The organism is Paenibacillus sp. KN14-4R, assembly GCF_052180255.1.
In the GTDB taxonomy this organism is placed as follows: domain Bacteria; phylum Bacillota; class Bacilli; order Paenibacillales; family NBRC-103111; genus Paenibacillus_AM.
The window spans coordinates 4,097,616-4,111,492 of sequence record NZ_CP197466.1 but is presented as its reverse complement, the minus strand read 5'-3'; the positions used below and the strand labels follow the sequence as shown (position 1 = coordinate 4,111,492).

Sequence of the window (13,877 nt, the reverse complement as noted above, 5' to 3'; positions counted from 1 at the left end):
GAGGAATTATCGATGAGTCAATTCCAGCAAAATTTAGAGAAGTATGCGAATCTAGCGATCCGCACAGGGATCAACCTACAAGAAGGTCAGACATTGGTAGTGAATGCTTCTATCGGCAGTGCAGATCTTGCGCGCCTAGTGGTGAAGAAAGCGTACGAAGCCGGAGCAAAGAACGTCATGGTGGAGTGGAACGATGATGTAGTAACGCGTACGAAATATGAGTTGGCACCTGATGTCGCTTTCACAGAATTCCCGATGTGGAGAGCAAAAGGCTTTGAAGAAATGGCAGCAAATGATACAGCATTCTTAACGATCTATGCACCGAACCCAGATTTGCTTACAGGTATTAACCCAGAGCGTATTGCAACGAATACCAAAACAGCTTCTACAGCAATGAGCAAGTACCGTGAATACTTAATGTCTGATCGTGCGGTATGGTCCTTGATCGGCTACCCGACTGTGGAATGGGCACGTAAGGTGTTCCCAAATGCGGAGAGCGATGATGATGCAGTTGCGAAGCTGTGGGATGTTATTTTTGAAACAACACGTATTCCAGCTGAAGATCCTGTTCAAGCATGGCAAGAACACTGCGATAAATTGCACCAAGTTGCTGAGATCTTAAATGGTAAGCAATATAAGCAACTTGCATACGAAGCACCAGGTACGAATTTCACACTTGATCTTGTGGAGAATCATATTTGGGCTGGTGGCGGTGCTGTAAGTGAAAGCGGCAGACCGTTCAGACCGAATATGCCAACAGAAGAAGTGTTCACAATGCCACATAAAAATGGTATGAACGGTACAGTACGCAGCACGAAGCCGCTTAATTATGGCGGTACGGTAATCAACAACTTCTCACTCACTTTTGAGAATGGTAAAGTCGTTGATTTCAGTGCAGAAGAAGGCTACGAAACATTGAAACACTTGGTTAACACAGATGAGGGTTCCAGCCGTCTTGGCGAAGTGGCATTAGTGCCGCATCATTCTCCAATCTCCATGACCAACTTGATCTTCTTCAATACTTTATTTGATGAAAATGCGTCTTGTCACCTTGCAATTGGTAACGCATATCCAACGAACATTAAAGGCGGAACCAAGATGTCCGACGAAGAGAAAGCGGCTCATGGTGTGAACCAAAGCTTAACTCACGTTGATTTCATGATCGGATCTGCTGAATTGAATGTAGACGGTATTACGAAAGACGGTAAGCGCGAGCCGATTATGAGAAATGGTAACTGGGCGCTTGCTTAATGATTGAATTAAGTGTGCTGGATCAAACCCCCATCTCCTCAGGCAGCAGTGCAGTCGAGGCGCTTGAGAACACAGCACGTCTCGCGCAAGAAGTAGAGATGATGGGTTATAAGCGCTTCTGGGTGTCTGAGCATCATTTTTCGCAAAATTTAGCAGGCTCAAGCCCGGAAGTGTTGATCTCCCACTTGGGAGCACGGACTTCACGCATTCGTATTGGCTCTGGCGGTGTGATGCTGCCGCACTATAGTGCCTATAAAGTAGCGGAAAATTTCCGTCTCTTAGAGGCGCTGTATCCGCGGCGAGTGGACATGGGTCTAGGTCGGGCGCCGGGTGGAATGCCGCTTTCCACGCAAGCTTTGCAGGAAGGCAAGATGAGTGGTGTGGATCGTTATCCACAGCAATTGGACGATCTCATTGATTATTTGCATGATCAAACGGATCAACATCGCTTCCGCGGATTACATGCGGCACCCATGATTCAAACACGGCCAGAGATGTGGCTGCTTGGATCGAGTGGTGATAGTGCTGCGCTCGCAGCCAAGCGTGGGGCCTCGTTCGCCTTTGCTCATTTTATCAATGGGCAGGGTGGAGCGGATGTGATGCGTCGTTATCAAGAGACATTCCAACCCTCGATTGTAGGCAGTAAGCCACAGGGGATGGTTGCCATATTCGCAGTATGTGCAGAAACCGAGGAGCAAGCAGGTGAGATCGCTTCAAGTCTGGATTTGACCTTACTCTTGATGTCTAAAGGCGACTTTAGCTCGACAGGCGTACCCTCTGTACAAACAGCACGCTCCTATCCGTATACACCTGTTGATCGCATGCGGATAGAGGAAAACCGCAAGCGAATGATCGTGGGGAACCCTGAACAAGTCAAGGCGCGTATACTGGAGCTAAGTGAAGCGTACCAGACAAATGAAATCATGATTGTGACGATCACGCATGATATTGAACATAAGCTGCAATCCTATCGGTTAATCGCGAAAGCGTTCAGCTAAACTAAGAACTGGGGTTGAAAAGCAACTTGGATAATGAAGGATGTGTATAACATGAGAGGGATCGTGATTCCTACCCACTACTTATCGATCATAGTGTCGCTAGTTGGGGGACTGCTCGTCATTTTTTTAAGGCTGAAAAGCTCAGACAAACCAACAAATATGCGGAAGATCATTATCCCGCCACTTGGCATGTCTACAGGATTCTTGATGTTCGTTGTCCCGATGATGCGGATTCCTTGGACTTGGGGAATTGTAGCTTTTCTCGTAGGCGCCCTGCTGTTTGCTTATCCGCTCATTCGCACTTCCAAGCTGCATGTGGTTGGCGAAGAAATTCTTCTTACTCGATCTAAATCATTTATTTTTATTATCGTAGGATTGCTTGCCATTCGGCTGTTCCTGCATGATTGGATTGAGCAGTATATAAGTATACCCCAGACAGGTGCGCTGTTTTTCATTCTAGCTTTCGGTATGATTTTGCCTTGGCGCATTGCGATGGCTCGTGAATACAAGAAATTGGCAAAAGAAATGAATTTGTAATACGTCTAATCCCCTTTGGCGCTATGCCAAGGGGATTTTTCGTGCTTGAAAAAGAAAAATAAAGTGATATTCATCACACTTTAAATGGATCAAACCTTGCCAAATGAGGAATATTTATATACGATTATAGGGTCGGAGTAAGTGGAACAGTAAACCTTTTGTCTTAAAGGGGGGTAGTCAGCTGTTTTTTGTTGGAATTATGTCGACGAATGACGGAGTCCGGATTCGCGTATAACCGGCAGTCCATACAGGAAGAATAACGATACTGGTTTCAAGGAGGAAATTTATTGCCAAGAACACACAAGAAGATTACGTTGCTTGATTATATTAAGAAATTTATTTTTATTACGATAGGTGCCGTACTGATGGGTTTAGCGCTGGAGGTATTCTTAGTACCGAACGATATTGTTGATGGTGGTATTGCGGGTATTTCGATTATGTTATCCAAAATAACCTCGCTTCCCCTCGGTGTATTCCTCTTTATTCTCAACGTACCTTTTTTGATACTCGGGTTTAAACAAATTGGTAAGACGTTCGCGTTCTCAACGCTCTACGGGATTGCGGTGATGTCTGTAACGACAGCGTGGCTGCATAGTGTGCCAGCTTTTACGAATGAGAAGCTGCTGGCGGTCTTGTTCGGTGGATTGATTTTAGGTATTGGTGTAGGACTTGTTATTCGCTTTGGTGGTTCCTTAGATGGAATTGAAATTGTTGCTATTTTATTATCGAAAAAGTTCCGTATTCCAGTCGGACAGATCATCATGATGATTAACGTATTTATTTTCGTCGCTGCAGGGTTTGTATATGGTTGGGATTCAGCGATGTACTCCATTTTTACTTATTATATTGCGTTTAAATTGATCGACATCGTGGTCGAAGGTTTGAACGAATCCAAGTCGGTTACGATTATTTCGAGTGAATACGAGGAAGTGGCTCAAGCGATCATGGATCGACTCGGGCGCAGCACAACCTTTATATATGCCAGAGGCGGTTACAAAAAAGAAGAGATTCAAATCATTTATTGCGTGGTTACACGTCTTGAACTTGCAAAGCTAAAAGCGATTGTCCATGAAATCGATGATCGTGCGTTTATCGCGATTGAGGCGGTTTCCGATGTGCTTGGCGGTAACTTCCAGAAGAACAATATTCATTAGTTGAATACGAAAAGGCAATTTCAAAAAACCTCAGCTCCCCAACAAGGGCTGAGGTTTTTTGCGTTATTTTAAAGCTATTTCGTAAAAAGAAGCTTAAGAAAAACGTAAGGTTCTGTTAAGAAAGAGGAAAAGTTCATCTGATAGGATAGATCTATTGGTGAATCTGTCAATTTTGTAAGATTGGTGTAAGCCAATTCGATAGTTCATGCAAGCTAGCTGTCTTAGTATTAGAAACAGAGAAATAGAAGTAATGATTACTTCCAGGGGGGAGTTTGCATCATGAGAGTTGGTCTTACTGAAGAGGAAGTACGTATTCGAATTGAACAAGATCAAGTCAATAGGCTGCCGCGGGTTCCCTCTCGGACATTTTGGGAAATTATGCGGACGCATCTATTTACGACCTTTAACTTTTTAAATGTCATTCTTGCTACAGCCGTATTGTTAGCAGGATCACCGAAAAATGCGCTGTTTGTTGGCGTTGTTATACTCAATACATGTATCGGATTGTTTCAGGAGTTGCGTGCGAAAGCCACGTTAGAGAAGCTGTCTGTTCTGAATGTGACGCATGTTCAGGTGCTGCGAAGCGGTCAAGAGAAAGCGATAGCGACAGAAGAGCTCGTCATGGATGATGTGATGATTGTAAAGCCTGGTGATCGAATTGCTGCTGATGGTGAAGTTTTGCCGGGTTGCATGCTGGAAGTAGATGAATCTCAGCTTACAGGTGAAGCAGACCCTATCGGCAAGCGCGAAGGCGCGCAGATTTTATCTGGCAGCTTTGTTGTAGCGGGAAGCGGTTATGCCAAGGTAACGAAGGTAGGCTCCGATACGTATGCGGCAAAACTTGCGAGTGAGGCGAAGCGATTCAAACAAATTAATTCCGAGCTTCAGACAGCGGTGAATAAGTTGTTCAAGATCATTATGTGGTTGGTCATTCCGATCGGTGCGCTGCTTGTCCTGACACAATTGATGTTCGCACACGGCACATGGCACGATGCTGTGATCGCGGCTGTGTCTGGTATTGTGAGTATGGTTCCAGAAGGCCTGGTATTACTGACGAGTGCGACCTTTGTCGTAGCGATTGCTCAATTGGCAAAGCATAAGACTCTGGTGCAGGAACTCCCTGCGACAGAAGTACTTGCGCGTGTGGATGTGCTGTGTCTGGATAAGACAGGGACAATTACAGAAGGCAATCTTGATCTTGTCGATGTGAGGCAGCTTGGTCATGATCCAAAGAATCGGGTGGAGGAGATACTTGCTGGAGTTGTTCATGCATTGCCTAGTATGAATCCGACCCAGCAGGCGATTCGTGATCGGTATAGCCAAGCGCCTAGCTTGGATGTGACACACAAAATTCCTTTTTCCTCCGATAAAAAATGGAGCGGCGCTGCGTTCGACTCAGAGGGTGCTTGGGTAATCGGCGCTCCTGAGATGATTTTGCAAGAGGAGTATGAGCAAGTTCAGGAGGTAGTAGAGAAGGAAGCCTTCAAAGGCAGACGTGTGCTGCTGCTTGCTCAGGTGGATGAAAATGCGTTTATGCAGGGCATGATTAGCAAGCCTCGGCTTGTTGCGCTGCTGCTCATTGCGGATCGGATTCGCGAGGAAGCGCCGGAATCTTTACGCTATTTTGCCAAAGAAGGGGTGACGATTAAGATCATCTCTGGCGATAACCCGATTACTGTTTCTGCGGTAGCTGCTAGGGCAGGCGTACAGGGGGCAGAGGCGTACATCGACGCAAGGACATTGCCTGAAGATTTGGAATCACTTGCGAAGATTATAGAGGAATATACCGTGTTCGGGCGTGTTTCACCGCATCAGAAGAAATTACTCGTTCAGGCACTACAGTCAAAAGGCCATACTGTTGCCATGACGGGAGACGGCGTGAATGATGTACTGGCACTTAAAGAAGCGGATTGCGGGATTGCGATGGCGAACGGTTCTGATGCGGCGAAGGCAGTATCTCAGCTCGTGCTGCTTACCTCTGATTTTAGCGTTCTACCTAAAGTGGTGTTGGAAGGTCGGAAGATCATCAATAACTTGGAGAAAGTATCCGTGCTCTTCCTATCTAAAACGGTGTACTCCATTCTGCTGTCGCTTATCTTCTCTTTTATCTTGATGCCGTATCCGATTATGCCGATACACGTCACACTGATTGGTGGATTAATGATTGGGATTCCGGCTTTCTTCTTAGCGATGAGTCCGAATCAAGAGCGTGTGAATCCTGGATTTTTAAAAAGAGTCCTGCGATCGGCGATCCCCAATGCGATTATCCTTGCAGGCGTGACGATTGGGATGTTCCTTTACGCATTTAAAAGCGGACTTGGTATCGAAGAATCGCGCACACTTGCTGTTCTCGTACTTGGTGGCTCAAGCTTAGTCGTACTCACACGGATCGCAAGACCTTTAAGTGGCTTGAAAATCCAATTGGTCATTGGCATGCTGCTGCTATTCCTTGCAGCGTTCCTAACACCAATTGGGAAAAATATCTTTATGCTCACCTCGCTACCAAGCGTCTTGCCAGCGTTTGTGCTTGTCCTGCTGACATGGCCGTTGCTATCTCTTGGCAATCGCTTGATAAGAAGATGGGTATAGGAAGATAAAAAGATAAAAAGAACCCATAGTTCAAGCGTAATGCTTGGCTAAGGGTTCTTGTCGTTAACCTTGCTTGATACCGAAAGCGATCCATCTACCATCGATATCTTCAATAACAAGCTCTGTATTATTGTAGTCTGTATGTGTTAAGGGTCGAACGATGTTCACGCCAGCGACAGTGAATTGCTCCTGCAGCTCCACTTGATTGCGTGTGATGAAATAGGCATCGTACCCGTATCCATACAGTTTGCGATTAGGTATGACTTCTTGCCCGTTAGATTGGGTAAGAATAATTTCGGTTGCGTCACGATATAGGCAAATATGCGGTTCCTTCGCATCCAAATAAGGGACAACCCTAAATCCTAATTTTTGTTCATAATAATTCGCAGTTCTCCATATATCCAGAGTTGGGAATATGCAGTGTGACATCAGTAACATGTTCTCCATACATGTACCTCCACTAGTTCATTCTCTTTACTTCTGCTCTTGCAGCACCCGAGCGGCTGGGAAGTAGCCAACCTCTACCGCATGCTCAATCATTTTGCGAATAAATGCCAGATCGGCAGGCGGACACTGCACCCCTGTATCTTCTAACATCTGCGATGCTTCTGCACAGCCATAACGGTATTTGGAGTCTTTCGCACCATCACCTTCAAGCTGTGCCATCGCAAGCTGCAGGGCTTCTGCACTTTGCTTGTTATTTTTATCCAATACCCAGTTCATGTACCGGCTAAACTTCATGGTCTCGACCTCATACCCGCAAGCACGAATCATATCAATGAATGATGCGTACAAGATTGGCTCTGGATTCACAATGTGGAGCAAGCGTCCGATTGTATCCTTGCGCATGACGAAGTGAATAATGGATTTGCTTGCATAGTCAATCGGCGTAAAGTCTACATACCAGTTCGCCTCTGGTGCTTTACCCAGTAAGAGCATCGCTTTGATCATCCGATAAAACGCGTTGCTGTCGATATTTTTCTGGAATCGGCCTGTTCCCGAGTTACAAGTTAAATTACCAGCACGATAGATGGTAACGGCAGTACCTTTTTTCCCAGCAGCAAGCAGTAGTTTTTCCGCTTCCAGCTTACTATTCGTGTATACATTCTCAACCTTTAGATCGTCGGCAAAATCAGGCTTCTCGCACACGGATTCCCATTGACCGCTCAAAGCAAGATCTTCTGGGATACCGATTGTCGATACATGGTGGAAGCGAACGCCTTTCTTCGACTGTGCGATGTCCAGCAAGTACTGTGTGCCAAGAATGTTTGTCTTTGCGAAGCTTGCCGCATCCCCAAAGTGTCTGACGTCAGCGGCGCTGTGCAGAATCGTATCTACGTGGGTACGAAGCATCGCTTGATCCTCTTCAGACAACCCAAGCTTATCAACTTCCAAGTCGCCCTCAACAATCGTCACGCGATCTTTCATTACATCTACAATTTGATTGCCAAAATACAGCTTCATAATCTGCTGCAAACGCTCTAAGCTCGGAGCTGCCGCAGATTGGCGAATTAAGCAATAAATATGTGCATCGGAGTTCATTAACAGCTCATAAAGCAGGTGTGACCCTAAGTATCCAGTCGTTCCCGTTAATAGGACATGTTTCGGTTGTCCGTAATCCTCTACATGGACTGGACCTTCAACTCGAACAGGATGTTCATTCAGATCACTAACTTCCCAGTGACCGCTTGTTTCTTCCTCTACTTGAACCGCTTGTGCCAATTGTTCAACACGTAGCGACAGTTCATAAACCGTTTTGCATTGGAAAAAGTCGTTGATCTTTAGTCCAGCAAAATGCGGCTTCAACAGGACAAGCAGATGGATAATCTGTAAGGAGTCTCCGCCCATCTGGAAGAAATCATCATGGATACCGATATACTTCGTGTTCAGCACTTCTTCCCAAGCATGCACGATGATTTGTTGGACCTCATTCTCGGGTGCGATGTAATCATCGCTTGGCAAATGCTCTTCTGTATGTTCGATGGCAGCCAGCTTTTTACGATCCAACTTGCCTGTTGGTGCAATGGGCATCTGATCCATTTGGCAGATGAACTTTGGCACGAAGTAGGAAGGCAGGTGTTCAGCAAGGAACTTTTTCAGATCGGCAACAGATAGTTCGGACTGATCTTGTGATGTGAAAAAGGCAACGAGCATGTTCTGGTTGTCACGATCTTTTTTCGGAATGATCGCAACGTCTTGTACGTTCGGATATTTGGAGAAGCAATCTTCAATTTCACCAATTTCAATACGGTGTCCACGAATCTTGATCTGTGAATCTCGTCGTCCGACATACTCGATTGTGCCGTTTTCCAAGAGTCGTACGATATCTCCTGATTTGTAGATGCGTTCATTCGGATGGAACGGATTCGGGATGAATGATTGCTCTGTTCGTTCAGGTTGGTTCAGATAGCCTTTGGCAAGTGCTACGGTTGCTACATACAGTTCCCCAGGGACTTGAACCGGACATAGTTGATCCGCCTCGTTGACGATATATACTTTGTAGTTATGAATCGGTTTCCCGATTGGAACGTTCGCAAGATCTTCTGGAATGAATCCGCTAATACGGTGCGTTGTGGTTGCAACGGTACATTCGGTAGGCCCATAGACGTTCACAATGTCGATCTGTTCCCCGAATTTACGCTGGAAGGCACGTACCATTTCGCCATACAAAGCCTCGCCCGCAACCGTAATTAACTTTACCTTCGCAAGTTTCTTAAAGCCTTCGTCAGATAAGTATGTGGTGAGCTGATTAAAGAATACGGTTGGCAAAATCGTAATGATCGACGTCTGCGTTCTTTCGATTGCTTCAGCAAACTCCTCGACAGAAATCCGCTCCTCCGGTGACAGTAAGTACAATTTGGCTCCATAAAATAAAGCCCCAACCGTATCCCAAACGGATGCATCAAAGCTGTAAGTTGCGAATTGTGTCAGCACCTCATGCTCATTAATGTTGCAGTCCCGTTTTACAACAGCCCCGAGGTTCACTACGCCTTCATGTGCGATTAGTGCGCCCTTTGGACGGCCTGTAGAACCAGAAGTGTAGATGATGTAAGCAAGGTCGTCTGGTTGTATAGCCAAATTCACATTGCTCGTCTCATAAGCGTCTAGGCGCGAGTCGAGCAGCAGAATTTCTTTGACCGTATTGATGCTTGCGCATAGGTGCTCGGTCTGCTCGATATAGCTTTCTTTCGTGACGACAAAAGCGGATTTCGTATCCTCAATAATGTAGCTGTTGCGTTCTTCTGGATGCTCAGGATCGACTGGTACATAAACCCCGCCGGCTTTAAGGATACCGAGGATGCTAATAATCGTCTCTAAGCTTCTTTCCATCAGAATCGTAACAAAATCACCTTTTTGCAGCAATTTGTCGAGCAGTAGGCGGGCGAATTGGTTCGCACGTGCGTTTAGTTCTTGGTAACTTAATTCTCCATGACTGGAAGCCAGTGCACAGTTGGTTGGAAACTGACTAACAGCGTCTTCGAACATTTGATGGATCGTTTTATTCTTTGGATAATCCACTTGTGTGCGATTGAGTTCTTCATATAAATTGATATCCGTTTGTAGTAGGAGTGGCGTGCTGTTTATTGCCGTATTTGGATGCTCTAAAGCAGCAGCTAGTAACAGGGTATAGTAGGCCATGTAACGCTTGATGGTTTCTGCTTTAAACAGCGACTGATCGTATTCAACGCGGATGTTGTACTGTCCATTGCGCTCATGCAGCTGCCAATTCAGCATATATTCAGGTTGATTAGGATGATCTGAATTCGCATTAACGCTGAAGATCGATTCAGGTTCTGTATGTCTTGCTGCTGCTTTGGGTGCGTCCTGGAAACCTTTCTGTACAAGATCCAATACAGCTTTATAGGATTGGCTGCCTTCGATTGAAAGTTGTATCGGTGTAACCGGGTGGTCCTTAGTCGAAGTAGCGACGAACATCTCATTTTCATTCGATAATCGGTAGATCCAAGTCAGGTAAGCGGATAAGAACAAAAGATGGTGCTCCTCTTGTGTATGCGAGCTGTAAAGCTGATGGTTCAAGTCTTCGTTTAATTTCATATCTGAGGTTGCGTATGTATACGTTCTTGTATGACGTGCGAAATCTAGTGGAATTTGCAATACGGGTAAAGCTTCGTTATAGGTTGCGCTATTCGAATTTTGAGATTGTAGCATGGTTATCTCTTCTTCCTCTCTGTATGGGTTCTCTAATTCTCTCTCTGGGTAGTCTCTATGATTTTCTAGTGGGGACTTTCAAACAAATACCTTCCATGTGTCGATGGAAGGTATTTGAATTGAAATAAGGTGATTTTAAACGGTATTACTTCGTTTTCTGAACATTAAAGTGGGTAATCAATTCTTGTAAATCTTCAGATAAAGTTGTGAGTCTATTCGACGCTTCCACAATAGAGTGCATGGAAGCTGTCTGTTGTTGGACAGCGGAGCTGATTGAGCCGCTTGTTGTTGCAGTTCTACGAGCTGCGGCTTGTAATTCATCGGCAGTAGCTGTCATTTCTTCTGTTCCTGCTGATATTTCTTGCGTTGCACTGGAAACCTCTTGTATTTGCGCTGAAACTTTCTTCGTTGCAGCTAATATTTCGCTAAACAAGGAGCCTGTCTGCTGTGAAATTTGCATACCAACTTGCACTTCTTCCATTCCTTTTTCCATAGAATGAACGGCATTGGTAATGTCGGTTTGAATTTCTTTGATAAGCCCAGCAATTTGCTGCGCGGAATGTTCGGATTGCTCTGCAAGCTTACGAACCTCTCCTGCAACGACGGCAAAGCCTCTTCCTTGCTCGCCAACGCGGGCAGCTTCAATCGCTGCGTTAAGTGCAAGCAGGTTCGTCTGACTGGAGATGCCGGTAATAATGCTAAGAATATCGCCGATTTCTCTGGAGCGATTATCAAGTGCCTGAATCGCATTGGATGTATTCGTCACCGATTGTGTAATGAGCCCCATTTGGTTCGAGACCTGCTGAATAATTTCATTACCTTGAATGGATATGGACTCCATTGCATAGGCTTCATCGGATACGGTAGATGAGCTGCCTGCGATATTAGAAATGACGATGGCCATCTCAGACATGGCTCTAGAGCTATCGTTGGTTGCTTGCTCTTGCTTTTGAATGCCATCGGAAATCTCTTGAATGTTTCTTGTGATCTTATTGGCATGTTCACTGTTTTGCTCTGTGACAGACAGCAGATTTCGTGCGGATAAAGTGACCTCATCGGAAGTTCGTTTAACTTTGATAAGCATACCGCGAATTTTGCCAACCATGTCGTTGAACTTTTCATTAATTAATCCAAGATCATTTTTGCCAATGGGTACTTGTACTTCAAAGTTACCTTTACTCACTTCATCGATTCCGTCAATTAATTGTTTAATGGGAGCTAGTGTTTTGCGAGTAATGAAGATTTGCAGCAGAATGATCAGTACCAAGAAGATAAGCAGAATCAAGATTTCATATGTAAGAAGTGTATGTAGGCCATCTGGAACTGCGCTTGCGTCCGCATCTGCAGCGAAATACGCGAATATCTTGCCATCTATATCTTTAATGGGATAGGCAATGGTCGCCCATGTACCGAATACATCGGAATAAAAGCTTGTGAATGTGGGTTTACCCGTCTTAAGCATTTCATCTAGAGCAATAGCTACAGTCTGAGGTTGTTCGTACATGTCCCCAATCTGTACATTCTCTTTCTTGAAATCATTCATTAGGCTCTCTGGCATTGCGACGAGCGATGTTTTATTACCATCTTGTAATTCTGTTCCGAAGATGTAAGCTTGAGCGATGTTCGGATTAAACTTTTTAACAGAGCTTAAATGCTCTCGAAGTGCAGTCTGCACGGGACCTTCATAGCTTTTTTCATGAATGGCCTCTTTTACTTTGGTAACATCGATTCCATTAGCCCAGTTATCCGTAACCATTTGAATTTGTTTGTGGAGCTGCGTGACAAGTACACGCTGTTGAATGATGTAACTTGAGACGATAAGAATAGCCCCAATTAATACGATGTTAATGGATGAGAATATGACGTTCTTTGTAATAAATGAAAAGTTTCTATACTTTTGCAATACTTCCAACTCCTTATTTCTCCTCTAATAATAAGTCTCTATCTACGTATTTGTTTGTTCAGTCTCCCTCCAATTCTCTCCAATTCGAACATGTACAAGATGTTAGACCGGATACACCAGCTTCTTATTATAGACCAAATTTTACATGTTGAATAATAATTAATAATGTGATTTTTTACTCATTTCTTTGTGACATAAAAAATTTGTGAACAATATCACTTATTAATTATCGGCTTCATTTAGAGGCTATTGAAGCTTTTTTTCTTTTTTTGGGAAAACTAGTTAGGAATTTCAAGAGGAAAGGGAGTATAGCATTGAGTCCAGCATCAAGTGGAAAGAAGCCTGTGATGCCGCCGCAGCATCAGAATAAGCAGCCAGGAATTGAAAGTGAGATGAATCCTAAGCCGGAGGCTGTTGATTCGAATTATAAAGGATCGCAAAAGCTGCAAGATAAGGTAGCGATTGTCACAGGGGGTGACAGCGGTATTGGCCGTGCTGTATCGGTGTACTTTGCACGAGAAGGTGCAGATGTTGTCATTGTATATCTGAATGAGAAAGACGATGCCGAAGAAACTCGTAAAATGGTGGAGGCAGAAGGCAGAAAATGTTTGCTAATTGCTGGCGACATTGGGGAGGAAGCGTTCTGTCAGCAGGTCGTCAAACAAGCGATAGATACATTCGGAAAACTCGATGTACTCGTGAACAATGCCGCTGAGCAGCATATTCAGAAGAAGTTGACAGACATCACGCAAGAGCAACTGGAGCGTACGTTTCGTACGAATATATTCTCGATGTTCTATCTGACAAAGGCAGCTTTAGGTCATATGAAGCAAGGAGCTTCCATCGTGAACACGACTTCGATCACAGCGTATAAGGGCAGCTCTGATCTGATAGATTATTCTGCAACCAAAGGGGCGATTACGGCGTTCACTCGTTCGTTATCTGCTAATTTGGCAACGCAAGGAATTAGGGTCAATGCTGTTGCTCCAGGACCAATCTGGACACCGCTGATTCCCGCATCGATGGATGACAAGCAGGTTTCGGAACATGGCTCGGATACGCCCATGCAGCGACCTGGTCAGCCGAGAGAGCTTGCGCCGGCCTATGTGTTCTTGGCATCAAATGATGCCTCCTATATGACGGGGCAGGTATTGCATGTCAATGGTGGAGTCATCTTAAATGGATAGGGTGTAGATAGTAAAGGAAGTGTGAGGGTCTGTTCAAAAAGTCCCGCGTAGATCAGACTTTTTGAACAGACTTAAAATCCATTTAATT

General features: G+C 44.8%; 9 protein-coding genes. 6 read left to right on the top strand and 3 right to left on the bottom strand.

The annotated features are described in order from the left end of the window. Positions 1–12 precede the first annotated feature (12 nt). The 5 genes from ACSBOP_RS20200 to ACSBOP_RS20180 all read left to right on the top strand — a co-directional run bounded on the left by ACSBOP_RS20200 (position 13) and on the right by ACSBOP_RS20180 (position 6,529). Complete coding sequence (locus tag ACSBOP_RS20200; protein ID WP_442602273.1) at positions 13–1,251, top strand: aminopeptidase; 1,239 nt, start codon at positions 13–15, stop codon at positions 1,249–1,251. Beyond that, positions 1,251–2,249, top strand: a complete 999-nt coding sequence (locus ACSBOP_RS20195; protein ID WP_442602272.1) for an LLM class flavin-dependent oxidoreductase — start codon at positions 1,251–1,253, stop codon at positions 2,247–2,249. The genes ACSBOP_RS20200 and ACSBOP_RS20195 overlap by 1 nt, the downstream gene beginning before the upstream one ends. A gap of 51 nt (positions 2,250–2,300) precedes the next feature. Then, positions 2,301–2,786: a CcdC family protein gene (locus ACSBOP_RS20190; protein ID WP_442602271.1), complete on the top strand. Its 486-nt coding sequence runs from the start codon at positions 2,301–2,303 to the stop codon at positions 2,784–2,786. A 287-nt stretch (positions 2,787–3,073) separates the two neighbouring features. Continuing rightward, on the top strand, positions 3,074–3,940 hold the full coding sequence (locus ACSBOP_RS20185; protein WP_442602270.1) for a YitT family protein: 867 nt from the start codon (positions 3,074–3,076) through the stop codon (positions 3,938–3,940). Between the two features lie 279 nt (positions 3,941–4,219). Further along, positions 4,220–6,529, top strand: a complete 2,310-nt coding sequence (locus tag ACSBOP_RS20180) for a cation-translocating P-type ATPase (RefSeq protein WP_442602269.1) — start codon at positions 4,220–4,222, stop codon at positions 6,527–6,529. Between the two features lie 63 nt (positions 6,530–6,592). Here the strand turns inward: ACSBOP_RS20180 and ACSBOP_RS20175 are convergent, their stop codons facing one another. The 3 genes from ACSBOP_RS20175 to ACSBOP_RS20165 all read right to left on the bottom strand — a co-directional run bounded on the left by ACSBOP_RS20175 (position 6,593) and on the right by ACSBOP_RS20165 (position 12,602). Further along, positions 6,593–6,976, bottom strand: a complete 384-nt coding sequence (locus tag ACSBOP_RS20175; RefSeq protein ID WP_442602268.1) for a VOC family protein — start codon at positions 6,974–6,976, stop codon at positions 6,593–6,595. Positions 6,977–7,003: 27 nt separating this feature from the next. Continuing rightward, a complete protein-coding gene (locus ACSBOP_RS20170) occupies positions 7,004–10,699 on the bottom strand; it encodes a non-ribosomal peptide synthetase family protein (protein ID WP_442602267.1) in 3,696 nt (1,231 codons plus the stop codon). A 145-nt stretch (positions 10,700–10,844) separates the two neighbouring features. After that, positions 10,845–12,602 (bottom strand): methyl-accepting chemotaxis protein, encoded by a 1,758-nt coding sequence (locus tag ACSBOP_RS20165; RefSeq protein WP_442602266.1) that lies wholly within the window; start codon positions 12,600–12,602, stop codon positions 10,845–10,847. A gap of 347 nt (positions 12,603–12,949) precedes the next feature. Between ACSBOP_RS20165 and ACSBOP_RS20160 the strand changes: the two genes are divergently transcribed. Continuing rightward, on the top strand, positions 12,950–13,789 hold the full coding sequence (locus ACSBOP_RS20160) for an SDR family oxidoreductase (protein ID WP_442604544.1): 840 nt from the start codon (positions 12,950–12,952) through the stop codon (positions 13,787–13,789). Positions 13,790–13,877 lie beyond the last annotated feature (88 nt).